The sequence below is a fragment of the Erysipelothrix sp. HDW6C genome, assembly GCF_011299615.1.
GTDB lineage: Bacteria > Bacillota_I > Bacilli_A > Erysipelotrichales > Erysipelotrichaceae > Erysipelothrix.
In genome coordinates this window covers 1,169,552-1,193,005 of sequence record NZ_CP049861.1, presented here as the reverse complement: position 1 = coordinate 1,193,005, position 23,454 = coordinate 1,169,552, and the positions used below count along the sequence as shown (strand labels likewise).

Genomic DNA, 23,454 nt, shown 5'->3' with positions numbered 1-23,454 from the left:
GACCTCCTACTTATCGTCACTAAGCTCGCGCTCAGTGATTACTGTCTTGATGCGAGCAATCGTTTTACGGATTTCTCTTAAACGAGTAGGATTTTCAAGTTGACCAATTGCTTGTTGGAAGCGTAAGTCAAATAACTCTTCCTTTAGGCTATCAATTTCAACTAGTAACTCAGCGTTATTGATTTCACGAATTTCTTTTATTGTTGTCATACTTGTTCCTCCTCTCCTTTACGGACGAATCGAGTTTTAACTGCTAGTTTGTGTGATGCAAGACGGAACGCTTCACGCGCAACTTCTTCAGGCACACCAGCGATTTCAAACATTACTCGACCTGGTTTAACTACTGCTACCCATCCTTCAGGTGCCCCTTTACCGGAACCCATTCGGACTTCAAGTGGTTTTCTTGTGATTGCTAAGTGAGGGAAAATTTTGATCCAAACTTTTCCACCACGTTTCATATAACGTGTCATTGCAATACGAGCAGCTTCGATTTGACGGTTACTTACATAGTTTCCTGATTCAGCAACCAAACCATATTCTCCAAAAGCGACTGTACGGCCAGCTTTTGAACGTCCTTCGTATGAAAGACGGTGTGGTTTTCTATATTTAGTACGTTTAGGCATCAACATAACTAATTACCTCCTTGCTCGTCTTTGTTTGCAGCTTCTGCTGCAGGTTTTGCATTTTGAGGACGGTTATTTGGACGGCGATCGTTACGGTCATTACGACGGCGACGAGGACGATCAAATTTACCTGCCTTAGGTGCTTCTGGTTCTTGTACGAGTTGTCCTGGTAATACTTCACCACGGCAAATCCAAACTTTAACGCCTAAGATCCCAAACTGTGTATTTGCTTCATAGTGTGCATAATCAATGTCAGCACGAAGTGTATGTAAAGGAACAACACCTTCAGCATATCCTTCTGTACGAGCCATATCTGCTCCACCAAGACGTCCGGAAACTGCAGTTTTAATTCCTTTAGCTCCTGAACGCATTGTACGTTGAATTGTACGTTTTTGTGCAGTTCTGAATGAAGCACGTTGTTCTAGTTGTTCAGCAATGTTACGAGCAACTAAATGTGCATCCAAGTCAGGGTTTGCAACTTCTAATACTTTAATGTTTACTGTGCTACCAGCTGAAATTTTAGCAACTGCAGCTTTTGTTTTTTCAATACTTGCTCCATTAACACCAATTACAACACCTGGGCGGGCTGTACGGATGATAACATCTACGCGGTTTTTTGAGCGTTCGATTTCTACGCGTGAAATATATGCATCTTTAAGATTTTTTTCAATATATTCACGAATAAGTGCGTCTTCGTGTAGAAGGTTTGCAAAGTTATTTTTCTCTGCATACCAACGTGAATCCCAATCACGAATAACACCAACGCGCATACCGATCGGATTTACTTTTTGTCCCATGTTTGTCCTCCCTTACACGCGTTCCGAAACCACAACAGTGATGTGGCTTGTACGCTTCATAATAGGCGCAGCAGAACCTTTAGCACGAGGTCTGAAACGCTTCATTGTCATTCCTTCATCAGCATAGCATGCTGAGATGAATAATTTTTCTTCTTCTAATTGATGATTGTTTGTAGCATTAGCAACTGCAGATTTTAAAACCTTTTCAATTACTTTTGCTGCAGCGTTAGGTGTGTATCGTAAGATAGCTGCTGCATGATCAACATCAAGACCACGAATTTCATCTAATACTAGGCGTGCTTTACGTGGTGTAACACGAACTGTTTTAACTACTGATTTAACTTCCATTATTAACGACCCGCCTTCTTGTCAGCTGCGTGACCAGTATAACGACGTGTAGGAACAAATTCACCTAATTTATGACCTACCATATCTTCAGTAACGAACACTGGAACATGTTCTTTACCATTATGCACCGCAAACGTATGCTCAACGAATTGAGGGAAAATAGTTGAACGGCGTGACCATGTTTTAATAACTTCCTTTTTACCTGATGCGTTAAGTTTTTCAACTTTATTCATCAAATGTAAGTCACAAAATGGTCCTTTTTTTAAACTACGACTCATATCTCTTTCCTTCCTTTCGCTTACTTATCATTACGACGACGTACGATTAACTTAGTCGAAGATTTCTTGCTCTTACGTGTTTTAACACCAAGTGCTTTTTTACCCCATGGTGTCATAGGTGCTTTACGTCCAATTGGAGAACGTCCTTCACCACCACCGTGAGGGTGATCAACTGGGTTCATTACTGATCCACGAACCGTTGGGCGAATACCCATGTGACGGCTACGGCCAGCTTTACCAATTGTTACAAGTGAATGCTCTGAGTTACCAACTTCACCGACTGTTGCACGGCAAGTAGCTAAGATCTTACGAACTTCGCCAGAAGCTAGTTGAACTGTTACATATTTTTCTTCAATACCAAGAACTTGTGCTGATGTTCCAGCTGAACGCACTAACTGTGCTCCACGTCCTGGTTTTAATTCGATATTGTGGATAACTGTACCTTCAGGTAGTAATCCGATTGCTTTAGCATTACCGACTTTAATATCAGCTTCTGCACCACTGATAACAACGTCGTCAACTTTTAGTCCCTTAGGAGCTAAGATATAACGTTTTTCACCATCTACATAGTGTAGAAGTGCGATGTTAGCAGAACGGTTTGGATCATATTCGATAGTAGCAACTTTTGCTGGAATATCATCTTTGTTACGTTTAAAGTCAATAATACGGTATTGACGTTTGTGTCCTCCACCAATGTGACGAGTAGTAATACGACCTAAGTTGTTACGACCACCTGTTTTGTCTAATGGAGCTACCAATGAACGCTCAGGGTTGTTTCCTTTAGTTAATGTTTCATTAGCTAAAGTCGTCATCCCACGACGTCCAGGAGTAGTTGGCTTATATTTTTTGATTGCCATTAAGTAATTTCCTCCCTACGCAAATTGTCCGGAAATAGCGTAATTCTTCCGATAAGTGTTAATGAATTAAAGAACGTCGATGTTTGATCCTTCAGCAAGCTTGACGATTGCTTTATGGACAGCGGCTGTCTTTCCTTCGTATTTACCAACGCGTTTTTTACGTGGTAAAACTTTAACTGTGTTGATTTTCTCAACTTTTACATTGAAGATTTCTTCAATTGCTTGACGAATTTCAATTTTGTTTGATCCTTTAGCAACTTCAAATGTAACTTTGTTGTCATTTTGTTGCATCATTACTGTTTTTTCAGTGATGATTGGACGAATGATAATATCTCTAGGGTTACGTTTCATTATGCCAACACCTCTCCAGCTTCAACTGCTGCTTTTTCAGTGAATACAAGTGTATCTGCATTTACGATATCGTATGTGCTCAAATCTTGAACAGTCAACAACATTGTATTTGACAGGTTACGCATTGATAAGTAAGCATTCATTACATCTTCTTCGTTTGAAACGACGAATAAAGTCTTACGGTTCAATTCTAATGCATTCATTACGGTTACGAATTCTTGTGTTTTAACATTAGCAACTGTTAAGTTTTCAACAACTTTGATTGTTGAATCTAAAGCATGTTGTGATAATGCTGAACGAACTGCTAAACGACGAACCTTACGGTTAAGGTTGTATTTGTAGCTTCTTGGTTTCGGACCGAATACGATTCCACCACCACGCCATTGAGGAGAACGGATTGACCCTTGACGAGCACGACCTGTTCCTTTTTGACGCCATGGTTTTTTACCACCACCGCGAACTTCTGTACGGTTTTTTGTTGAATGAGTTCCTTGACGTGTTGATGCACGTTGCATGATAACAGCTTCAAAGATTGTTTGGTTATTTGGTTCGATACCGAATACCGCTTCATTCAAGTCAAGAGTTTTAACACTCTTTCCTTCTAAATTTAAGACATCTAGCTTAGGCATTGTTTGATTCCTCCTTAGCATTGTCAACTAATTCAATAGCATCCTTGACTTTGTTACGTTTCACTGTTGATTTAATAACAACATTGCCACGACGTGGTCCAGGGATGTTTCCCTTGATTAAGATGTAATTGTTTTCTTCATCAACCTTGATAATTTCAAGATTTTGGTTTGTTGTCGAATAACCACCATGTTGACCAGGCATTACGCGACCTTTTTTAATATTAGCTGGGTTCAAACCACCTGTAGCTAATGAACCAATTCCACGGTGATATCCTGAACCGTGAGCTTTAGGTCCTGTTTTTTGGTTTCCACGAACAATGTTACCATTGAATCCGCGTCCACGTGAGATGCCACTTACGTCGACAAATTCACCTGCGCTGAATAAACCAGCTTTAACCACATCACCAACTTCTAAATTCATCATTTCTGAAGCGATGATTTCGCGAACAAATTTCTTTGGAGCTGTGTTAGCTTTAGCAGCGTGAGCAATCTCAGATTTGTTTGCACGTTGTTCTTTAACATCTGTAACACCTAATTGAATTGCTTCATAGTTATCTGTTTCAGCTGTCTTCTTTTGTAATACAACGTTAGGTAATACCTCAACAACACTTACAGGAATCAAAGTTCCGTCTGTTGCGAAAACTTGAGTCATTCCTAATTTACGTCCTAATAATCCTTTCATGATTTCTCCCTTCTACTAAAGTTTGATCTCGATATCGACACCACTTGGTAGGTCTAAACGACTTAATGCGTCGATTGTCTCTGCCGTAGGTCCAACAATTTCAATCAATCTCTTGTGAGTTCTTGATTCAAATTGTTCACGAGAATCCTTGTTAACGTGTACCGAACGTAACACTGTTACGATTTGTTTTTCAGTTGGTAGTGGTACTGGCCCAACAACTTTTTTAGCACCGTGATCATTTGCTGCTTGAACAATCTTTTGTGCTGCACTATCAATAGTGCGATGTTCATAAGCTTTTAAACGAATACGAATGAAATTCTTTGCCATGGAAATCCTCCTTCTTCCGCCTATTTAATAGGCCTGCTCCGCGCAAATTCCCCGACTTCTCACTGACCATGACAACGCTCTTCAGTGTGCCGGCAACCTTGCACTTCTATGCAGTCGCTTAAGTATTATACACTATATAGTATGAAATTCAAGGTTTTTTAAGACTTTTTTCCAAATAAATTAAAATAGTATAAATCAGGCATAATAGGCGGGAATTTAGAGTGATTTTTAACATTAATTTGCTTGAGAATCACAAACGTTTGGTCACATGATCATTTAGTTCATACAAAACCAAAAAACGTCATTCAAACCACTACATTTTGATCAGAACCACTGGGTAACTGAATGTTCTAGCCCCTGTAATTAAAAAAAGAAGCAGCCGAGGCTACTTCTTGATTTGTTAGATAAGTGATTACTTAACGATTTCTGTAACGTTACCAGCACCAACAGTACGTCCACCCTCACGAATTGAGAATGTAGTACCTTGCTCAACAGCGATTGGAGCGATTAACTCAACTTCCATCTCGATGTTATCACCAGGCATAACCATATCTACACCTTCAGGTAATAGAATAGTTCCTGTAACATCAGTTGTACGGAAGTAGAATTGAGGACGGTATTTGTTAACAAATGGTGTATGACGTCCACCTTCTTCTTTGCTTAAGATATAAACTTGAGCTTTGAATTTTACGTGTGGGTGTACAGTTCCTGGTTTTGCAAGAACTTGTCCACGTTCGATTTCTTCGCGGTTAACACCACGTAGAAGTGCTCCAACGTTATCACCAGCCATAGCTGAATCTAACATCTTGTGGAACATTTCGATACCTGTAACAACAGTTTTTGATGTTGGACGGATACCAATGATTTCAACTTCTTCGTTGATTTTGATTTCTCCACGTTCAACACGTCCTGTAGCAACAGTTCCACGTCCTGAAATTGTGAATACGTCTTCGACTGACATCAAGAATGGTTTGTCTGTATCACGAACTGGTTCTGGTACGTTAGCGTCAACTGCGTCCATAAGTTCAACGATTTTTTCTTCCCAAGCTGCGTCGCCTTCAAGAGCTTTAAGAGCTGATCCGCGGATAACTGGGCAGTTATCTCCGTCGTATCCTTGTTCTGATAGTGCTTCACGAACTTCCATTTCAACTAAGTCGATTAACTCTTCGTCATCAACCATGTCGCATTTGTTCAAGAATACTACGAAGTAAGGAACTCCTAATTGTTTTGCTAACAAGATGTGCTCACGTGTTTGTGGCATTGGTCCATCTGTTGCAGAAACTACTAAGATAGCACCGTCCATTTGAGCAGCACCAGTGATCATGTTTTTAACATAGTCAGCATGGCCTGGGCAGTCAACGTGTGCGTAGTGACGTGCGTCTGTTTCGTACTCAACGTGTGATGTTGAGATTGTAATTCCACGTTCTTTTTCTTCTGGAGCTTTATCGATTTGGTCGTATGCTGAAGCAACACCACCATTTTTCTTAGCTAATACTGTAGTAATAGCAGCTGTTAAAGTTGTTTTACCGTGGTCAACGTGTCCTAATGTACCAACGTTAACGTGTGGTTTAGAACGATCAAATTTTTGTTTTGACATTGCAATTTCCTCCTATATTTTAAATTGATTGCTTATCAATATCATATTAAGATAAATCTTCACTAAAATCAACAACAAAGTCTTAACTAGTTATTTTTCTTTTTAGCGACTGTTTCAGCAATGCTCTTTGGCACTTGTTCGTAGTGGTCAAATTGCATTGATGAGTTACCACGACCTTGTGTAAATGAACGAAGGTCTGTAGCATAACCTGACATCTCTGACAATGGAACGAAAGCCTTAACCGTAATTGCGTTGTTACGCTCTAATTGGTCACGAATTTGTCCACGACGTGATGAGATATCACCCATGACTGCTCCTAGATATTCAGATGGTGCTGTAATTTCAACATCCATGATTGGCTCTAGTAACACAGGATCACATTTCTTAGCAGCTTCTTTGAATGCCATACTTGCGGCAATCTTATAAGCCATTTCCGAGGAGTCAACATCATGTGATGATCCATCGAATAATGTCGCCTTGATGTCAATTGCAGGGTAACCAGCAACTAAACCACCTTGAAGCGCAGCTGTAAGTCCTTCTTGAGCAGGTTTGATAAATTCACGAGGAACAGTTCCACCGACGACTTTATCGACCCATTCAAATCCCTTACCTGGGTTTGGTTCGAATTTAATCCAAACGTGTCCGTATTGTCCACGTCCACCTGATTGGCGAACAAACTTACCTTCACAGTCAGCTGCAGCGCGAATTGTTTCGCGGTAAGCAACTTGAGGTGCTCCGACGTTTGCTTCAACCTTGAATTCACGTTTCATACGATCAACAAGAATGTCTAAGTGTAACTCACCCATTCCGGCAATGATTGTTTGTCCAGTTTCTTCATCAGTATATGTTTTAAATGTTGGATCTTCTTCAGCAAGTTTTGCAAGAGCAAGACCCATCTTATCTTGGTCACCTTTTGTTTTTGGTTCAACGGCAACGTTGATAACTGGTTCTGGGAAGTTCATTGACTCAAGAATGATTTCATTCTTTTCATCACAAAGTGTATCTCCAGTACCGGTAACTTTTAGACCGATTGCAGCAGCAATTTCACCAGCGTAAACATTTTGAATTTCTTCACGGTGGTTCGCGTGCATTTGCATGATACGTCCAAAGCGTTCGCGTTTTTGTTTAACGGAGTTATAAACACCTGAACCTGATTCAGCAACACCTGAGTAAACGCGGAAGTAAGTTAAACGTCCAACGAATGGGTCAGTAGCAACTTTAAATGCTAATGCTGAGAAAGGCGCTTCATCACTTGCTTCACGGAATGCTTCATTACCATTAGGTAGTGTTCCAGCAACCGGCGGAATATCAAGTGGTGAAGGTAAGTAATCGATAACTGCATCAAGCATTGCGATAACACCTTTATTTTTATAAGCCGCTCCACAGAGAACTGGGAAGAATTCACCACTAATAACCGCTTTACGGATTGTAGTTTTGATTTGTTCTACTGAAGGTTCTTCACCTTCTAAGATCATCATCATGAAATCTTCATCGAAATCTGAGATTTGGTCGAATAATTTCTCGCGAGCTGCAGCAACTTGATCTGCATACTCAGCAGGAATATCAATGATGTCATCTGATTTTTGGTTAACATCAGCAAACATATGTGCTTTTTGTTCAACAATATCGATTAATCCATCAAAGTAATCTTCAACACCGATTGGCAATTGAATTGGTGCTGATTTTGCTCCCAAACGGTCAACAATTGTTTGTGCTGCCATGTAGAAGTCTGCTCCTGTAGCATCCATTTTATTAACGAATACAATACGAGGAACATTATATTTAGTCGCTTGACGCCAAACTGTTTCAGTTTGAGGTTCAACTCCTGATTTTGCATCAAGAACTGTAACCGCACCGTCAAGAACTCGTAATGAACGCTCTACTTCAACTGTAAAGTCAACGTGGCCTGGTGTATCAATGATATTGATACGGTGGTTTTTCCAAGAAGCTGTTGTAGCAGCAGAAGTGATTGTAATACCACGTTCTTGTTCTTGAGCCATCCAGTCCATTGTAGCAGCTCCATCATGAGTTTCTCCAATTTTATGAGTACGACCTGTATAGAATAGAATACGCTCTGTTGTCGTAGTCTTTCCGGCGTCAATATGGGCCATAATACCGATATTACGCATTTTATCTAATGTAAATTCACGTGTCATAGGATTTCAAATCTCCTTTCGCTGTTAATTCTTAGAAACGGTAATTTGCAAATGCTTTATTAGCATCCGCCATTTTGTGAACATCGTCACGTTTCTTAACTGACGCACCTGTTCCGTTTGAAGCATCGATGATTTCAGCAGCTAAGCGTTCTTCCATTGATTTCTCTCCACGTGTACGTGAGTATTGAACGATCCAACGTAATCCAAGTGTCAAACGACGCTCTTGTGTAACTTCAACAGGAACTTGAATGTTTGAACCACCCATACGACGAGCTTTAAGCTCTAATACTGGCAATACGTTATCAAGCGCTTGTTCGAAGACTTCCATTGGTTGACGTCCAGTTTTTTCTTCAATAATCGCGAATGCGTTATATAGAATTGATTGTGCTAAACCTTTTTTACCATCAATCATGATTCTGTTAATTAAACGCGTTACTAATTTTGAATTATAAATTGGATCAGCAACGACGTCTCTTTTAGGGACTGCACCTTTTCTTGGCATTTAATTCACTCCTCTCAATTTGATGTAAAATTATTCTGCTTTAGGTTTTTTTGTTCCGTATAATGAACGGCTTTGGCGACGGTCAGTAACTCCTGCACAGTCCAATGTACCACGAACGATGTGGTAACGAACCCCAGGTAAGTCTTTAACACGACCTCCACGAATCAATACAACACTATGTTCCTGTAAGTTGTGTCCAATTCCAGGAATATAAGCCGTAACTTCCATACCATTACTCAAACGAACACGCGCATATTTACGTAAAGCTGAGTTAGGTTTCTTAGGTGTCATTGTTCCAACACGTGTACATACTCCACGTTTTTGTGGGCTGTTTACCTTTGTTGTTTGACGTTTAATCGTATTCAAACTACGACCTAGTGCTGGTGATTTTGATTTATACACACGACGTGTACGACCATTTGTAATCAACTGATTAATTGTAGGCATTTATTGTCTCCTTCCTTCAATTTACGTGTACACAGTTCCATGTGTGCCACGACCCTGATATTAATTAGGTCTCCGCAAGGAAACCCTAGATTAACTCATAAGCCTTCATATTTTACCATATCCAATCTCATTGTCAATACTATTAAAGAATTTACCCCATTAAAATCAACTTCACAAAAAAAGAACCAATCTTATGGTCCTTGTACCTAACGATTTATTGAATTCAACAACTTAACATAAACATAAACAATCAAACCATTAAACACGACAGTAAGGTACGATGTTGACAGATCAGCTACAATTCCACCCGAAACGGTAAACATTATCCGAGACACAAGAATCAACAACATCAATAAGGTTGCAAACGACTTCACCTGTACCACTGCCTGATTATCCGCACCAAGAAAAAGTGTATACATCATTGCACATGAAACAAGCGAAATTCCCAACGACAATACACTGAACAAGAGTTGGCTATGCGACATATCTTTCAACCACACCAAGAACACACCGCCCACAAGTGACATCACGAGTTGTCCTGACAACAGCTTAGAGGCATGTGTGAGATTATGATTCCAGTACGGTGTTTGAAATAACATAAACAAGGATAGCACAAGAATTAACACACCAACGAACGCCAGAGTGTTGTCCGATATCATCATTAGAACTGCGCTAACTATAACACCCATTATAGCCAATCTTGCTTGATCTAAAAATTTGCTCATGAGAACCTCGTTTTCTATATTAATACATATATACTACCAAGAATTCTAACTCAATTCAAAAATCTACAAGATGAAGTTATGCTTCAACGCTGTCTTTTTTTACACTTTTGTTTGGTTTCAAGTTTTTGAAAAGTGTAATCTTCCCTTCATCGTGAAGTGTCTTAATGATTGTGACCATGATTGGCAACCCAAACAAGCCAACGATACCAGCCAAACGCATCCCGACAAAGATACATACCAACGTCGCGAGTGGATGCAAGCCAATTTGGTCACCAACAACTTTTGGTTCAAGAATGTTACGAACAACGGTAATGACAACATAGAGAATCAACAGGTAAATTCCCATGCTAATATTCCCCATCACAAACTCAAAGATAATCCAAGGTATCATGACGGTTCCCGTACCAAGTACCGGTAAGATGTCTACAATCGAAATGATGAATGCCAAACCTACAGGATTACCAATACCAATAATAAAGAAGCCGATCGAAAGTTCAACAAAGGTCAGTGACATGAGTTTAGCGTAAGCTCTTAGGTATTTACCGACTGTTCCGATAAATCCACTTTTAACATCCATAACCAAGGATTGCCAACGGTCAGGGATGACTCCAAAAATATTGTTAACAATGTTTTGGTAATCGAGTGTAAAGAAGAATGATGAGATAACGGCAATCAAGATAGTGATAAGCAGGCTCGGCACTGATGCAATCGCATTGGTAATAAATGTAATGACACCTGTCGATATATTCCCCACCATCCCCTTCATACTCTCGGCAACACCACTGATGACCTGATCAACAGTTTGCGCCATCACAGGATTCATATCACTGAAGAACTTCTCAATGAAATCAACCATCGACTTGAACGTCGGAACTAAAGTTGCTTCATAGAACGCTGGGAGCGTTTTCGCAAAATTTTGAAGTGCTGAGATTCCTGCAATAAACAACCAGAAAATGATAAACCCTATTAATATATAGAAAAGCAAAATGACACCCACACGGATTAACTTATTATCTCCGAAATGTTTGATCAATTTTTGTACAATTGGTTTGAGAATAAATGCGATAATAAAACCAACAATAAACGGTGCCAGATAGTTCATGGCGAACATACTTACAGCGACCACAATTCCTAATACGATTCCATAATATACAACATTAATAATAAAATTTTTCTTCTGTTCCATTATCTATCCTCCGTGTTATTCCCAAATTCCCAACTTCTTTTTTTTTGCATCCCTTTGCAGACGGTTCAACTCGTCAACATACATATAATCATCATAGATATAGCGAACTTTGGCATAGCCACCTGCTACAAGTTCCCGTTGCAACAGTTCATCATCCACATAAACCCACGCGATGAGACGACCAAATTTGTCCCGCTCATCTGATGCTGAATCATACTCAAGTTTAATAGTACCAGATTTCAAGCGCTCGCACGTATAATCGCTTGCTTCTTTCGCATAATAATCATTAGAAGTCAGTTCTGGAGTGTCGACACCAATAAACCGAACCTTTTCTTCAGTTCCCTTGACCTTGAAGACGGCGGTATCCCCGTCCACACAACGTGATAAGGTCACATCGTCTTTGGGGATTTGATTCCATTTTTGTATAAAAAAAGCAAGAATTAATAATATGATGATTATCAACAGTTGCTGATATACAGGTAATTTTCGATAGTGTTTATTTTTCATAGTTTTATTATAACCTATCTCATGCGCCGCCACACCTAAAAACATCATTATTTTTTCTAAAAGAGTATTGCCTTACTGAATATCTTGTGATAGTATGTATTAGCAATCAAGGAATGCGGATTTACCAATATGTGGAGATGTACTCAAGTGGCTGAAGAGGTGCCCCTGCTAAGGGTATAGGCCGGGTGACTGGCGCGAGAGTTCAAATCTCTCCATCTCCGCCATTATATTTAAACGGTCCAGTGGTGTAGCGGTTAACATGCCTGCCTGTCACGTAGGAGATCGCGGGTTCGATTCCCGTCTGGACCGCCATTTCTTTTGCAGGTGTAGTTCAATGGTAGAACACGACCTTGCCAAGGTTGAGGCGGGGGTTCAATTCCCCTCACCTGCTCCAAGCAAATACATCAAGCCACTTCGGTGGTTTTTTTATATACAGGAGAACACAATGATACATAAACTAAAACAATACGAACTTGATTTCCTCGATTTTGAATTCATCAGTTGCGCCGAAAACACAACACAACGCATATCGGAAGACTTTATAGAATATGCAGCCAGTGGTGCCATCTATAATCGCGACATCGTCGTCAATGCGCTGTGTACAGAGACAGCAAACCGCCCCTTAAGCATCATTGACTTCACAGTCAAGACATTAAGCGATGATGTGTACATGGTAAACTACACCACAATTGATGCAACAAATGGCCAACACGTCTTGCGCACATCAATTTGGAAGCAATTTGACAGCAATCTCAAACTGGTCTTTCACCAAGGAACACCAACGAATTTCATCTAATTCAATTTTCTACTATTTTTTCTAACTTTTATGCATTTTAGTATTGCCTTATCGGTAGACCTATGGTATTCTTTATAAGCGCTAAGAAAGCGCAGCAAAAGTAGAAATGGTCCAGTGGTGTAGCGGTTAACATGCCTGCCTGTCACGTAGGAGATCGCGGGTTCGATTCCCGTCTGGACCGCCATTTCTTTTGCAGGTGTAGTTCAATGGTAGAACACGACCTTGCCAAGGTTGAGGCGGGGGTTCAATTCCCCTCACCTGCTCCAATAAATATATACTTCAAGCCACACTTCGCGTGTGGTTTTTCTATATTCTGCACACAGGTTTGTGATATACTCATTGTATTAGAGGATGGTGATTTTATGTTCACAATATGGATCGCAGCCGATGTTATTCAATGGTGGGAACAACCTGCTGTCGTTGCATCACTTATCGGGCTTACCGGCGTGCTCTTGAGTACGGTGTTTGGTTATATTAGCTCTTACTATGGAAATCAGCAATCCCAGCGCAACGAACTTCGCAAGATTAAAGAAAACCAACGCAAGCAAATCGAACAACAAAATAAACTTGAAAAAGATAAGGCCTTGAGAATCGTGTTACAAAAGTTTACCTACGCGTATTACAATACCGATTTTGATACCCTGATATTTCACACCTATTTCAATACTGATAACGGTCAAGAAACATTCAATGAAACGATGTCCTTTGTTACAGCATACGGTGCCGAACAATCGGTTCAAACAACCATTTATCTTCAAAAAGCGATCTATGGTTCAACATTAATGAGCCAACAATACGAAGACTTATTGGAACTTGCGAAAGAAGATATCAATTATACAGTTGACTGGGTGCGTTATGAAACAAACGCGCTGGCATCACTGCTTATTGCACAACTGCGGTATGATATCAGTCATGAATTGATCAATCCAAAAGAACTCATTGCTGTTAAATACAACAACGAAAACCCAAACCTTCGTTTATTCTTTGGTCAGGGTATTGATTACTTTATTCATTTGCTGGGTTTAGATCATTTCCTCCCCTATACTGAAGGCTATCAAACAGAAAGTGAACCACACGATGTGTAGTTCACTTTTTTTCTTATTGAATGGCAATATAAATTACGACACTACCATCGGGTTGATAGGATTCAAAATCGACCGTATAAGCACGATGAAGTTCCCCCGATTCTTCAAGATCCCAAATAAATGCCCACGTTGCAGCAACATCTGTTTCTACTGCAAACTTGGTATAGTTCATGCCTGCAAATATCGGGATTGACATTTGTGAGCGAGGTTCAGTCGTCGCAATTGCAAAGGAGTAGTCCCCTTTATAATCACTCTCATAATCTGAGTAAACCCCATAAACATTGCCCTCCAAAGGGGGTTCAAGTGTTTGTAGTGATTGCCATAGTCCCGTAATCTTGGATACCATTTCGGGATCCGTAAAATTGTTAGTGCGCACAGTTTCAAGTAAATATAGATTCATACATGTCTCCTTATTACTAACAGTGTACCATGCACGCGCTATTCTGTGGCAGTATTTCTATCATTCTTACCAAGAATAATTGACTTGCTTCCAACATAAGTTACGACGAAATAGAGTAGATACACCGCCAAGACAAATCCAAGTGTCATTAAAGCTGGCTTTACGCTGGTTGGGCTCATCATTGCAAGTTTTAAATTCAAGTTTACTGCCGTCACACCAACGTAAGTATGAATCAATCCAATAAGTAAAGGAATAAAGAAATACAGGGCATTCTGAGCGAAGATTGAATGACGAACCATGCGGTCGCTGACACCAATCTTCGAAAGCACATTGTATCGTTTTTGGTTGTCACTTGCCTCAGAAAGCTGTTGAAGCGCGAGGATGACAACACTGGTCACCAAGAACACCGAACCAAGGTACAATGAAACATACGTTAAGATTAACTCCATACCTCGTGAGCTTTCAATAATATCATCTGCAGCTACACTGTTATAGATTGCATAGCGATCTTCTTCATGTTGGTAATTGTTCTCCAGACTTCTTGCAAATGCGACACCATCGATATCACTCACCAAATCAGCATTCAACAAGAGTGTTTTTGTTTCTACATGGCCTGCGTTGATTGCATCCAATAACTCATTGTCATTTACGATGATAATCGGCATTGTAAAGTAGCCATTTTCAAATTTAACCGCTGTTCGATCGACATCCTGAACTGTATATGTTTCATTAAATAGTGATACAGGCACGCCATAATGAATGAAGTCACCAATTTGCTCATTGATTCCCGACATCCCATTCATTTGCATGTTTAGTGCAATTGAATGCTCAGATAGAGTAACGCTACTGAGCCCTTGTCGTGTTCGAAGCGAGTTGAAATCACCGAGTGACATGATACCCAACGGCATTGTTGCATAGCGTTGATATGTTTCCGATTGGGTATCTATGATTGCTTCCAAATCTGCAAACGTTTGTTCGCCACGATAAATGGTCGATGCACTCACGTGTTCGACTTCAGGGCGATCAAACCATGCCATATAGGTATCAATCTCCTTGTTAAGATTTTGACCATGAACACTCAAAGTATAGTCAAATGCTGTTTGACTCTCAATTTCTTCCGCCATCACAGTGTTGAGATTAAAACCAGTAATCAGGGTTCCCAATGCAAACAACAACATCAAGCTAACTGTTGCCATCATACGGTAGGTTGAATTAATCTTTGCACCTACTTGGCGGAATACAAACATATTAAGCCCTTTGTAGTAGTGACCTTTGTTTGTCTGCATAAATTTCAACATAAATCCTGCGAAGGATTTGAAAATCATAAACGTTCCAAGCGCTCCCAAACCAATAATTGGCAAGAGATTTAAGAGCAATTGTGTCGGCTGCAAGGCCCATACATATGCTCCCCCAAGGATACCTGATCCCAATAAGAATACCAGGACAGAGACCCACAGATGCTTGGCACCAGGTTCTTCGTTCTTACGTTCAGCGCGTAATAAATCTATCAGTTCATAGCCATTAAGTGTCATTCGATTGAAGATGAGCACGATAATAAATACAGCACCAAAAATCAAAATTGTTTTCAGTGTGGCTTGTAGTGAAAAGACGAAACCAAAGTTTGCTGATACTGCTAATAAACGAGCTGTTAGTAATGATGTAAGATGTGAACCAAAGTATCCTACAATCAACCCAAACAATAGCGCCGCAAAACCAATGTATACAGTTTCTAAAATAAGAATCAGGGAAATTTTACGACGTGGCATCCCCAATAACGTATACAATCCCATTTCTTTTTTTCGACGCTTAATAAGGAAATTGTTTGCATAGAGAATTAAGAATCCAAATACTGCCGCCACAATTACCGACATTACATCCATAATCGTCACGAGTGCTTGAACCATCGTTCCCTGCCCTTCGCTCATATCTAAAATTGCTGCTTGTTGTTCAAATGAATTAAATATATAAAATAGTGCTACCGAGAATGTTAATGTGATGAAATAGATCGAAAAGTCTTTATAACTTTTACGAACATTCCGAAAAGCAAGTTTATAGTACATTTGATGTGTCGCCTCCAAGTAATGTTACGACATCAATGATTTGATCAAAAAATTCTCGGCGACTTTGATTTCCTCGAATGAGTTCATTAAATACTTTACCATCTTTGATAAATAAAATGCGCTTCGCATAACTTGCTGTAAAGGCATCATGGGTAACCATCATAATGGTTGCATTGGATTGTTGATTGAGTTCTTGCATTTTTTCAAGCAACATACGGCTTGCTTTTGAATCAAGCGCTCCTGTTGGCTCATCTGCCAAAATAAGACTTGGATTTGTAATTAATGCTCTTGCACTGGCTACACGTTGTTGTTGTCCCCCAGACATTTGATAGGGAAACTTCGATAAATGATCATTAATGTCCAATAATTCCGCTACTGCATTGACGCGATTAGCAATTTCTTTGTGGTTAACTTTTTGAATTGTTAGTGCCAACGCAATGTTTTCATAGGCTGTTAAAGTGTCCAAAAGGTTAAAGTCTTGGAAGATAAACCCCAGTTCTTCGCGACGAAATTGCTGCAAAGCATCTTTCTTTAGTTTCGTGGTATTGGTTCCATTAACCTCAATGCTACCACTTGTCAGCCGATCGATTGTCGATACACAATTAAGCAACGTTGTTTTTCCCGATCCACTGGGACCCATTATCCCAACAAACTCACCTTGTTCAATATCAAACGAGACACCGTCCAATGCTTTGGTGACGTTTCCCCGTTTGCCATAATATTTTTCGATATTTCTAACTTGTAATACTGCTGTCATAGATATACTCCTTTTTTTTAATAGATTCATCATACGCCCCCAGCGCTGCTCACGCCATGGCTTAGACTTACACTTCCCTTACAGAAATGTCACATTCATTAACGACCTGACTGCATCAGTGCCAAAGCATTGATAAATTCAACATATAATGCCTCGTCCATCGTTTCGGGTTGTGCAATATCCAAAATTGATTTTATTTTTTGTTCGTTATTCTTTTTCATAATTTTTCTCCCTTGAGGCCCGCATGCCTCTGAATTTAAATGTAATGTTTCGTGATTCATTGATGGTACCTCCTCTGTAATACCAGTATACGTTTTCTCACAAAAAGCAACCATCGAATCTTCTTACATCAAACTTACATCCTTGTCACATAAAAAAAACCTCACTATCGTGAGGCATCCGTTTCGCCACCCAGCAAGGTAACAACGTCCATTATTTGATCAAAAAACTGATTTCGACTTTGCGTTCCACGGTACAATTCACTAAAGAGTTTGCCATCCTTGATAAAAAGAATACGATTGGCATAACTCGCACTATAAGCATCGTGAGTCACCATCATTATTGTCACTTGATTCACGTGATTCAGTGAGGTTAATGTCTCAAGCAATTCGCGACTGGCTTTTGAATCAAGAGACCCCGTCGGCTCATCCGCAACGATTAACTGGGGCTTCCCTACCAATGCGCGTGCCGAGGCCACCCTTTGTTGCTGTCCACCCGAAAGTTGGTATGGGTACTTTTCCAGAGTGTCGGCAATATCCAAACGTTGCACGATTTCGCTGACACGTTGATTGATTTCCTTGTGAGGTACTTTTTGAATTGTAAGCGGAAGCGCGATGTTTTCATAAGCAGTAAGCGTATCCAAGAGATTAAAGTCTTGAAATATAAATCCCAATGACTCTCTTCGAAATGCTTGCAGTGCTTCTCTTTTTAAGGATGTAATCTCAACCCCACCCAAGCGTACATGACCACTTGTTACTTGGTCAATGCTTGTTACACAATTTAAAAGTGTCGTCTTTCCCGACCCACTTGGGCCCATTATCCCAATAAACTCTCCGGTTTCGACCGTAAACGAAACACCATCTAAGGCTTTCGTAATGTTTCCGCGTTTACCATAATATTTTTCAATATCGATTACGTCTAATACACGAGTCATGATGCACCTCCTAGCGATGTTGACGCACAATGCGTTTGATGTTTAGATACACAAAATAATAGAAAACTGAGTAAAAGATGACTACGATACCCAATGTTATGAGGGTTGGTACAAGGGAAAAACTCGCAAAGCTGATACGCTCAACATTTAGTTTAACTGCTTGAATCCCAACATAGGTGTGAATGAGCGCAAGCCCCATCGGCAATAAGAAATATATCAGTGTTTGTGTGCGAATGGAGCGATTCACTTCTGATTGATCCACTCCAATATTATACAAAATCGTATAACGGCGTTTACTGTCGTGGGCATCTGAAAGTGAGTGAAGTGACTGAACCACCATCGCACTTACGAGAAATACCATCCCAAGGTAGAGTGTAATGTATGTAATGATAACGCGTGTCTCATCCATTGTCCCCACGACATCATGCTTACTGAGAAATTGAATATAATCATTGGACTTGATATGCTCACTTATTTTATGTTCAATGTCCTGACCCTCTTTAACCACAAGGTTTGTAACGTAGCGTGGTTCGTGAAGATACCCATCAAATAGCATACGCTCAAGTTCATCATCATTGATAATGAAGAAATAATCGATGGGACCACTATTCATCAAGAGCACCGGGGATGCCTTGGGTGACGAAAAGCGATAGAACTGTGAATCCAGGGTAAGCGATCCCGACACTGTTTCAAGGGGTGTATAAACAAACATAATCGTATCTTGTGAGGTTACATCAAACAAAGCGTGGTTCGCATCCAATGTAAGTGACGGTTGTGAAAAATGCGCACGCACACGATTGTAGTCCGAGAGTTTCATAACATAGACTTCACCCAGAATATTGATGCCTTCAGAAACCGTCAAATCTTCATTGGTAAGCCCCGTCTTATAATAGGTGTATGTCATATTTGTTGCTATGGATGCTTTGTTTTGGTTTACAAAGTCTTTTAATACAGTATCGTCTTCAAGAATTATTGAATAATCATAGGGTGTATTCACGTCAACAGAGGCAAAAATCGATCGGTTTAAATTTATCCCTGTGACGATAAGCACCAAGGCAAAGAGCATGATGACACTGATGAATGTCATCATCGTATAGGTTGTTTTAACCCGTGATCCCAACTGACGAAATGTAAACATATTCAGTTCCCAATAATACGATCGTTTAAACCATGTCATAACATTCATAAATATATAGGCAATTGAATAGAACAACAATAATGTTGCCAAGGTTCCTAAAAGAACAATCAGTGGAAAACCAAGTAACAGTTGGTATGGTTGTAAAACCCACACATAAGCAAGCACTAATAATGCGATGGCAATCACAAGTGTCACAAAGCCAAAAAACACATTAATACGCGTTACTGTTTGATTTTCGCGTCCTGAATTCATGATATTAATTAAATTGAGTTTGCGAATCTTTCGAATATTACCATAGCTGATGAATAAAAAGATAAGCGCAAAACAGAATACCGTGTATCGCATTGAGAATGCGGAGTAGATAAACTTGTAATTAATATCACTGCTTAGAATGAATGCAGTAAATACACTGGTCACTTGCGACATGATAATTCCAACGATAATCCCCGAGACCAGCGATAAGACCCCGATGATTAAGGTTTCCATGACAAGAATCATGCCCATGGTTTTCTGAGGCATTCCAAGAATGAGGTATGTTGCGAACTCTTTGTTGCGGCGGCGAATCAGAAAATTATTGGCATAGCGAATCAAAAAGTAAAAGATAATCACAATCAATACCGAAAAAATAAGCATCATCGCTTGCAATCCGGATGATGTCATATCTGCAAACGAAGAAACATCAAGCAGTTGCAGTTGATAATCTACGGACCCAAAGACATAGAAAAGCGCCACTGAAAATGTCAGTGTCACAAAGTAAATAAGATAGTCGCGATAACTTTTGCGAACATTTTGTAATGCTATCCTAAAACTCATCATATCTCCTGTTAACGGAACATCATATCAGACTTTGGAAATGTAAGCGTAACGGTTGTCCCACTATCTGAAGCAATCGATATATTCATGTACAGTTTATCTCCTAATGTCTTGACCAAATACAACCCCATGCCCGTTGCCTGTTTGTGATTGCGGCCCAACTGTCCGGTAAACCCACGTTCAAAAACACGTCGAATGTCTTGAGCAGGAATTCCTGGTCCATTGTCTTGAATCGTTAAAACAATATTTTGTGCTTGCTCAAAGCACTTAACTTCGATAGAGCCCGTATCCGCTTCTACATACTTTAACGCGTTATCGAGTATTTGTTTAATTATAAACTCCAACCATTTTGCATCACTGTAAACGTCGCGATCGATTCCGTCCATATCCAGACTCACTTTCTTCTGAATGAAAATCGGGGACAGTTCTTTAACAACATTACGAATGTGCATGCCCAAGTCAATTTTTTGAACAATGTAATCTTTTTCTACAGATGATGAACGTGCATAGAAAAGTACCTGCTCTAGATAATTTTGAATACGCGCACTTTCTTCCAAGATTGCATTCATTTCTAAGCCACGATGATTACTTGCAATTAAGTCTATCGCTGCCAATGGTGTTTTGACCTCATGAATCCACAGTTCAAGATAACTCAGATAGTCATCTTGACTGCTCTTGTAGGTTCTCACAAAATCGGCCATGGATTTATTGGTATCATTCAAGACTTCGACCAATACCATACCATCAAGAAAAGTAGGATCTGGTATCATTTCCGTAATAAGATACTTTTGGTCCAGTGCTTCCAAATTAGCGAGAAGCTCGTTATAAAAGCTTCTACGTCGTGAAAATTCCACAACCAACGGTGTACCTGTCGCAATCCATAATGAAAGCAACACCATAACAGTCACTTCCCACTGAATCTTAAGCACACTCAAAAAGAAAAGCAAAAAGACACTCAGAAACAGTGCTACGAGAATGAGATACCGCTTGTCAGCAAGATAATCTCTAATTCTCATTGATTGTGTACCCCATACCGCGTTTTGTTTCAATAAAATCATCAATCCCTATTTCTTCTAATTTCTTACGAAGGCGGTTGATATTTACAGTCAGTGTATTATCATCAACAAACCAATCCGTATTCCATAAATACTGCATCAGATCTTGGCGTGATACAATCGTATTTTTATTTTGAATCAGGTATGAAAGAATACGCAGTTCATTTTTTGTGAGTTCTTGTTCTGTACCTTGAAAACGAACAATTCCTCTTGGAATGTCCAATTCAACACCACGGATTGTGATTACTTGCATATCAGCTTTCTCATAGGCACGACGCAAAACAGATTGCAAACGTGCTAATAAAATTTGCAGATTGTATGGTTTGGTGATGAAATCATCTGCACCAAGATTCATCGACATCAATTCATCCATTGTATTATCGCGACTTGTTACAACAATAATTGGAACATCACTGAGTTTGCGAATTTCCTTAGCAAGATAATAGCCATCTACAACAGGCAAAGACAAGTCTAAGAGGATGCAATCAACATCATTGGCTTGGTATGTCTCGATAACATTGTGAAACTCCGTTACGAGTAATGTGGTATAACCGTTTTTCTGAAGAAATGTGCTCAATTCGTTACGAATCTTGTCATTGTCTTCAATTATCATAATTCGATACATCGCTTACCTCCCTATTTCTTGTTTCATTATACACCAAAAACAACTTTCACTACCAACATGATATAATGAATACACCGGAGGTTTCTCATGAACATTATCACTTACGAAGACGCCAATAACTTGCCGCTTCCTGCCTATGTTATCCAATCACTGCGTGACCGCGCTGAACTTGCGCACATTCGTCACCTTGAAGCATTAACCTATATTATATTAAATTACCCCAGTGGGCCTAAAAATATCCATCCTGTGTGTGTCGCAACAGATGGTGAAACGTATAATTTGTATGCGCACACGAGCGTACTTTTAAACGATGATACCGATGCGTACTCGTTTACCGATTTAATTATACAAACACTGCGAAATTATGAAACATTGATTAAGTACATCAACGCTGAATTGAATCATTATGAAGAACTGATGGATCGGGGTATCACAAAAGAAAATATACGCCATCTTTTCAGTATCAATCGCCAACTCATTCAATATCAAACTGCCATCAATGCCATTGGTGATGTTACCGCATATATAAGAGACCAGAAACCATCCCATCTGTGGTCCGATGAGAATGCATCGGAATATGCAAATATTCGCATTGAAATTAACCAGCTTGACCAAAATATCGAAATGTATCAACAAATAATCGAATCCATTGTAAGTGTTTCGGATTCCTTATTTTCTAACAAGTTAAATATCACCATGAAACGTCTGACATCAATCACATTGGTACTTTCCATTCCAACGCTTATTACGAGCTTTTATGGAATGAATATTGACTTACCGTTTCAAGATCATCCCTATTCTTTGGCCATTGTTTTTGTAATCAGTACGTTGTTAACCATTGCGACGGTTGCCTATCTGTATCGTAAAGACTTCTTTTAGAATGTCACGCGAACATTCAGCACCTTACCAATGATTTGAATCGGAATCATTGCAACATCCTTTGCATTATAATAGCGCGTCTCATAATCAGGATTGCTAGCTTCCAAAATAAGTAAGTTGTCTTTTTTGACAACTTTTTTTACGGTCGCTTCATCACCGTTAATGAGAACTACGGCAATATCCCCACTTTCAACATCCGTAACGCGTTTCACGAAAATCAAGTCGCCATCATAGATGCGCGATCCAATCATTGAATCTCCCTTAACACGCAAGAAATAGTCTCCGCGATCATAATCTTGTTTTGAAACCTGTTCATAAGCTTCAATATGCTGGTCTGCTAACAAGTCATAACCTGCCTTTACAACACCCAAAACCGGCTTGAAGAAATAGTAATCAAGATATTCACCAACATCGATTGAAAACACTTCAGACAATCGCTGTTGGTTCTCTTTCGAAATTTTCTTGATTGCACCCGATTCCCAACGCGAAACCGTTGATTTACTAACGCCAACCGCATCCCCAACTTCTTCAAGTGAAAGACCATTACGTTCACGAAAAATTGCTACCAGTTCTTGGAGTGTCATATGCTCACCTCTTTTCACTAATTATACAAAAAATGCAATTATTAATCAAATTTCACTTAAATGTTGCGTAAATGAATTGATTTACGCAACAACAATC

29 protein-coding genes and 5 tRNA genes are annotated in these 23,454 nt (G+C 39.7%); 8 read left to right on the top strand and 26 right to left on the bottom strand.

Annotated elements, in window-relative coordinates; all coding sequences use genetic code 11:
- Window positions 1-6: 6 nt before the first annotated feature.
- The 17 genes from rpmC to G7062_RS05505 form a co-directional block, all read right to left on the bottom strand.
- The gene (gene rpmC / locus G7062_RS05585) at window positions 7-210 is read right to left on the bottom strand and encodes a 50S ribosomal protein L29 (RefSeq protein ID WP_166064939.1); all 204 of its coding nucleotides are present in this window, start codon (window positions 208-210) and stop codon (window positions 7-9) included.
- Window positions 207-629, bottom strand: a complete 423-nt coding sequence (gene rplP, locus G7062_RS05580) for a 50S ribosomal protein L16 (protein ID WP_166064938.1) — start codon at window positions 627-629, stop codon at window positions 207-209. Before rplP ends, rpmC begins: the two co-directional genes overlap by 4 nt.
- Before the next feature lie 2 nt (window positions 630-631).
- Complete coding sequence (gene rpsC, locus G7062_RS05575) at window positions 632-1,420, bottom strand: 30S ribosomal protein S3 (protein ID WP_166064937.1); 789 nt, start codon at window positions 1,418-1,420, stop codon at window positions 632-634.
- A 12-nt stretch (window positions 1,421-1,432) separates the two neighbouring features.
- Entirely contained in the window at window positions 1,433-1,768 is a 336-nt protein-coding gene (gene rplV, locus G7062_RS05570; RefSeq protein WP_166064936.1) for a 50S ribosomal protein L22, read from the bottom strand.
- 2 nt (window positions 1,769-1,770) lie between these two features.
- Window positions 1,771-2,046 (bottom strand): 30S ribosomal protein S19, encoded by a 276-nt coding sequence (gene rpsS / locus G7062_RS05565; RefSeq protein ID WP_166064935.1) that lies wholly within the window; start codon window positions 2,044-2,046, stop codon window positions 1,771-1,773.
- 20 nt (window positions 2,047-2,066) lie between these two features.
- A complete protein-coding gene (rplB, locus tag G7062_RS05560; protein WP_166064933.1) occupies window positions 2,067-2,903 on the bottom strand; it encodes a 50S ribosomal protein L2 in 837 nt (278 codons plus the stop codon).
- Window positions 2,904-2,969: 66 nt separating this feature from the next.
- A complete protein-coding gene (gene rplW / locus G7062_RS05555) occupies window positions 2,970-3,254 on the bottom strand; it encodes a 50S ribosomal protein L23 (protein WP_166064932.1) in 285 nt (94 codons plus the stop codon).
- Complete coding sequence (gene rplD / locus G7062_RS05550) at window positions 3,254-3,883, bottom strand: 50S ribosomal protein L4 (protein WP_166064931.1); 630 nt, start codon at window positions 3,881-3,883, stop codon at window positions 3,254-3,256. Before rplD ends, rplW begins: the two co-directional genes overlap by 1 nt.
- Window positions 3,876-4,565, bottom strand: coding sequence for a 50S ribosomal protein L3 (gene rplC, locus G7062_RS05545; RefSeq protein ID WP_166064930.1), 690 nt, complete (start codon window positions 4,563-4,565; stop codon window positions 3,876-3,878). Before rplC ends, rplD begins: the two co-directional genes overlap by 8 nt.
- A 15-nt stretch (window positions 4,566-4,580) precedes the next feature.
- Complete coding sequence (rpsJ, locus tag G7062_RS05540; RefSeq protein WP_166064929.1) at window positions 4,581-4,892, bottom strand: 30S ribosomal protein S10; 312 nt, start codon at window positions 4,890-4,892, stop codon at window positions 4,581-4,583.
- Between the two features lie 412 nt (window positions 4,893-5,304).
- Entirely contained in the window at window positions 5,305-6,489 is a 1,185-nt protein-coding gene (tuf, locus tag G7062_RS05535; RefSeq protein WP_166064928.1) for an elongation factor Tu, read from the bottom strand.
- 86 nt (window positions 6,490-6,575) lie between these two features.
- Entirely contained in the window at window positions 6,576-8,645 is a 2,070-nt protein-coding gene (gene fusA, locus G7062_RS05530; RefSeq protein ID WP_166064927.1) for an elongation factor G, read from the bottom strand.
- 31 nt (window positions 8,646-8,676) lie between these two features.
- Window positions 8,677-9,147, bottom strand: coding sequence for a 30S ribosomal protein S7 (rpsG, locus tag G7062_RS05525; protein ID WP_166064926.1), 471 nt, complete (start codon window positions 9,145-9,147; stop codon window positions 8,677-8,679).
- A gap of 30 nt (window positions 9,148-9,177) precedes the next feature.
- Window positions 9,178-9,594: a 30S ribosomal protein S12 gene (gene rpsL / locus G7062_RS05520; RefSeq protein WP_166064925.1), complete on the bottom strand. Its 417-nt coding sequence runs from the start codon at window positions 9,592-9,594 to the stop codon at window positions 9,178-9,180.
- Between the two features lie 206 nt (window positions 9,595-9,800).
- A complete protein-coding gene (locus G7062_RS05515; RefSeq protein WP_166064924.1) occupies window positions 9,801-10,319 on the bottom strand; it encodes a hypothetical protein in 519 nt (172 codons plus the stop codon).
- 76 nt (window positions 10,320-10,395) lie between these two features.
- On the bottom strand, window positions 10,396-11,505 hold the full coding sequence (ytvI, locus tag G7062_RS05510; protein WP_240915924.1) for a sporulation integral membrane protein YtvI: 1,110 nt from the start codon (window positions 11,503-11,505) through the stop codon (window positions 10,396-10,398).
- 15 nt (window positions 11,506-11,520) lie between these two features.
- Window positions 11,521-12,012 carry a thermonuclease family protein gene (locus G7062_RS05505; RefSeq protein ID WP_166064923.1) on the bottom strand — a complete coding sequence of 164 codons (492 nt, stop codon included), beginning with the start codon at window positions 12,010-12,012 and terminating at the stop codon, window positions 11,521-11,523.
- 133 nt (window positions 12,013-12,145) lie between these two features.
- Between G7062_RS05505 and G7062_RS05500 the strand changes: the two genes are divergently transcribed.
- The 7 genes from G7062_RS05500 to G7062_RS05470 all read left to right on the top strand — a co-directional run bounded on the left by G7062_RS05500 (window position 12,146) and on the right by G7062_RS05470 (window position 13,893).
- Window positions 12,146-12,236, top strand: a tRNA-Ser gene (locus G7062_RS05500).
- 12 nt (window positions 12,237-12,248) lie between these two features.
- A tRNA-Asp gene (locus tag G7062_RS05495) sits at window positions 12,249-12,324 on the top strand.
- 8 nt (window positions 12,325-12,332) lie between these two features.
- Window positions 12,333-12,406, top strand: a tRNA-Gly gene (locus G7062_RS05490).
- Between the two features lie 51 nt (window positions 12,407-12,457).
- Complete coding sequence (locus G7062_RS05485) at window positions 12,458-12,808, top strand: DUF4440 domain-containing protein (protein ID WP_166064922.1); 351 nt, start codon at window positions 12,458-12,460, stop codon at window positions 12,806-12,808.
- A 108-nt stretch (window positions 12,809-12,916) separates the two neighbouring features.
- Window positions 12,917-12,992: transfer RNA gene (locus tag G7062_RS05480), tRNA-Asp, on the top strand.
- Between the two features lie 8 nt (window positions 12,993-13,000).
- A tRNA-Gly gene (locus tag G7062_RS05475) sits at window positions 13,001-13,074 on the top strand.
- Window positions 13,075-13,170: 96 nt separating this feature from the next.
- Window positions 13,171-13,893, top strand: coding sequence for a hypothetical protein (locus G7062_RS05470; RefSeq protein WP_166064921.1), 723 nt, complete (start codon window positions 13,171-13,173; stop codon window positions 13,891-13,893).
- Window positions 13,894-13,906: 13 nt separating this feature from the next.
- Here the strand turns inward: G7062_RS05470 and G7062_RS05465 are convergent, their stop codons facing one another.
- From G7062_RS05465 to G7062_RS05435, 8 genes are all read right to left on the bottom strand, one after another.
- Window positions 13,907-14,293: an effector binding domain-containing protein gene (locus G7062_RS05465; protein ID WP_166064920.1), complete on the bottom strand. Its 387-nt coding sequence runs from the start codon at window positions 14,291-14,293 to the stop codon at window positions 13,907-13,909.
- A 38-nt stretch (window positions 14,294-14,331) separates the two neighbouring features.
- Window positions 14,332-16,353, bottom strand: a complete 2,022-nt coding sequence (locus tag G7062_RS05460; RefSeq protein WP_166064919.1) for an ABC transporter permease — start codon at window positions 16,351-16,353, stop codon at window positions 14,332-14,334.
- A complete protein-coding gene (locus tag G7062_RS05455) occupies window positions 16,343-17,110 on the bottom strand; it encodes an ABC transporter ATP-binding protein (RefSeq protein WP_166064918.1) in 768 nt (255 codons plus the stop codon). Before G7062_RS05455 ends, G7062_RS05460 begins: the two co-directional genes overlap by 11 nt.
- Before the next feature lie 98 nt (window positions 17,111-17,208).
- A complete protein-coding gene (locus tag G7062_RS11535; protein WP_256370774.1) occupies window positions 17,209-17,331 on the bottom strand; it encodes a hypothetical protein in 123 nt (40 codons plus the stop codon).
- 164 nt (window positions 17,332-17,495) lie between these two features.
- On the bottom strand, window positions 17,496-18,263 hold the full coding sequence (locus G7062_RS05450) for an ABC transporter ATP-binding protein (protein ID WP_166064917.1): 768 nt from the start codon (window positions 18,261-18,263) through the stop codon (window positions 17,496-17,498).
- 10 nt (window positions 18,264-18,273) lie between these two features.
- Window positions 18,274-20,214, bottom strand: coding sequence for an FtsX-like permease family protein (locus G7062_RS05445; protein ID WP_166064916.1), 1,941 nt, complete (start codon window positions 20,212-20,214; stop codon window positions 18,274-18,276).
- Window positions 20,215-20,225: 11 nt separating this feature from the next.
- Complete coding sequence (locus tag G7062_RS05440; protein WP_166064915.1) at window positions 20,226-21,230, bottom strand: sensor histidine kinase; 1,005 nt, start codon at window positions 21,228-21,230, stop codon at window positions 20,226-20,228.
- Window positions 21,220-21,894: a response regulator transcription factor gene (locus tag G7062_RS05435; RefSeq protein ID WP_166064914.1), complete on the bottom strand. Its 675-nt coding sequence runs from the start codon at window positions 21,892-21,894 to the stop codon at window positions 21,220-21,222. The genes G7062_RS05440 and G7062_RS05435 overlap by 11 nt, the downstream gene beginning before the upstream one ends.
- Before the next feature lie 87 nt (window positions 21,895-21,981).
- On the opposite strand from G7062_RS05435, the gene G7062_RS05430 reads away from it, so the two are divergent.
- Complete coding sequence (locus G7062_RS05430) at window positions 21,982-22,773, top strand: magnesium transporter CorA family protein (protein WP_166064913.1); 792 nt, start codon at window positions 21,982-21,984, stop codon at window positions 22,771-22,773.
- On the opposite strand, the gene G7062_RS05425 is transcribed toward G7062_RS05430, so the two are convergent.
- Entirely contained in the window at window positions 22,770-23,357 is a 588-nt protein-coding gene (locus G7062_RS05425; protein WP_166064912.1) for a LexA family transcriptional regulator, read from the bottom strand. The genes G7062_RS05430 and G7062_RS05425 overlap by 4 nt on opposite strands.
- Window positions 23,358-23,454 lie beyond the last annotated feature (97 nt).

Bases quoted from the DNA above. Each gene is read 5' to 3' on its own strand.
- rpmC (WP_166064939.1), bottom strand. From the start codon at position 210: ATGACAACAATAAAAGAAATTCGTGAAATCAATAACGCTGAGTTACTA.
- rplP (WP_166064938.1), bottom strand. From the start codon at position 629: ATGTTGATGCCTAAACGTACTAAATATAGAAAACCACACCGTCTTTCA.
- rpsC (WP_166064937.1), bottom strand. From the start codon at position 1,420: ATGGGACAAAAAGTAAATCCGATCGGTATGCGCGTTGGTGTTATTCGT.
- rplV (WP_166064936.1), bottom strand. From the start codon at position 1,768: ATGGAAGTTAAATCAGTAGTTAAAACAGTTCGTGTTACACCACGTAAA.
- rpsS (WP_166064935.1), bottom strand. From the start codon at position 2,046: ATGAGTCGTAGTTTAAAAAAAGGACCATTTTGTGACTTACATTTGATG.
- rplB (WP_166064933.1), bottom strand. From the start codon at position 2,903: ATGGCAATCAAAAAATATAAGCCAACTACTCCTGGACGTCGTGGGATG.
- rplW (WP_166064932.1), bottom strand. From the start codon at position 3,254: ATGAAACGTAACCCTAGAGATATTATCATTCGTCCAATCATCACTGAA.
- rplD (WP_166064931.1), bottom strand. From the start codon at position 3,883: ATGCCTAAGCTAGATGTCTTAAATTTAGAAGGAAAGAGTGTTAAAACT.
- rplC (WP_166064930.1), bottom strand. From the start codon at position 4,565: ATGAAAGGATTATTAGGACGTAAATTAGGAATGACTCAAGTTTTCGCA.
- rpsJ (WP_166064929.1), bottom strand. From the start codon at position 4,892: ATGGCAAAGAATTTCATTCGTATTCGTTTAAAAGCTTATGAACATCGC.
- tuf (WP_166064928.1), bottom strand. From the start codon at position 6,489: ATGTCAAAACAAAAATTTGATCGTTCTAAACCACACGTTAACGTTGGT.
- fusA (WP_166064927.1), bottom strand. From the start codon at position 8,645: ATGACACGTGAATTTACATTAGATAAAATGCGTAATATCGGTATTATG.
- rpsG (WP_166064926.1), bottom strand. From the start codon at position 9,147: ATGCCAAGAAAAGGTGCAGTCCCTAAAAGAGACGTCGTTGCTGATCCA.
- rpsL (WP_166064925.1), bottom strand. From the start codon at position 9,594: ATGCCTACAATTAATCAGTTGATTACAAATGGTCGTACACGTCGTGTG.
- G7062_RS05515 (WP_166064924.1), bottom strand. From the start codon at position 10,319: ATGAGCAAATTTTTAGATCAAGCAAGATTGGCTATAATGGGTGTTATA.
- ytvI (WP_240915924.1), bottom strand. From the start codon at position 11,505: ATGGAACAGAAGAAAAATTTTATTATTAATGTTGTATATTATGGAATC.
- G7062_RS05505 (WP_166064923.1), bottom strand. From the start codon at position 12,012: ATGAAAAATAAACACTATCGAAAATTACCTGTATATCAGCAACTGTTG.
- G7062_RS05485 (WP_166064922.1), top strand. From the start codon at position 12,458: ATGATACATAAACTAAAACAATACGAACTTGATTTCCTCGATTTTGAA.
- G7062_RS05470 (WP_166064921.1), top strand. From the start codon at position 13,171: ATGTTCACAATATGGATCGCAGCCGATGTTATTCAATGGTGGGAACAA.
- G7062_RS05465 (WP_166064920.1), bottom strand. From the start codon at position 14,293: ATGAATCTATATTTACTTGAAACTGTGCGCACTAACAATTTTACGGAT.
- G7062_RS05460 (WP_166064919.1), bottom strand. From the start codon at position 16,353: ATGTACTATAAACTTGCTTTTCGGAATGTTCGTAAAAGTTATAAAGAC.
- G7062_RS05455 (WP_166064918.1), bottom strand. From the start codon at position 17,110: ATGACAGCAGTATTACAAGTTAGAAATATCGAAAAATATTATGGCAAA.
- G7062_RS11535 (WP_256370774.1), bottom strand. From the start codon at position 17,331: ATGAAAAAGAATAACGAACAAAAAATAAAATCAATTTTGGATATTGCA.
- G7062_RS05450 (WP_166064917.1), bottom strand. From the start codon at position 18,263: ATGACTCGTGTATTAGACGTAATCGATATTGAAAAATATTATGGTAAA.
- G7062_RS05445 (WP_166064916.1), bottom strand. From the start codon at position 20,214: ATGAGTTTTAGGATAGCATTACAAAATGTTCGCAAAAGTTATCGCGAC.
- G7062_RS05440 (WP_166064915.1), bottom strand. From the start codon at position 21,230: ATGAGAATTAGAGATTATCTTGCTGACAAGCGGTATCTCATTCTCGTA.
- G7062_RS05435 (WP_166064914.1), bottom strand. From the start codon at position 21,894: ATGTATCGAATTATGATAATTGAAGACAATGACAAGATTCGTAACGAA.
- G7062_RS05430 (WP_166064913.1), top strand. From the start codon at position 21,982: ATGAACATTATCACTTACGAAGACGCCAATAACTTGCCGCTTCCTGCC.
- G7062_RS05425 (WP_166064912.1), bottom strand. From the start codon at position 23,357: ATGACACTCCAAGAACTGGTAGCAATTTTTCGTGAACGTAATGGTCTT.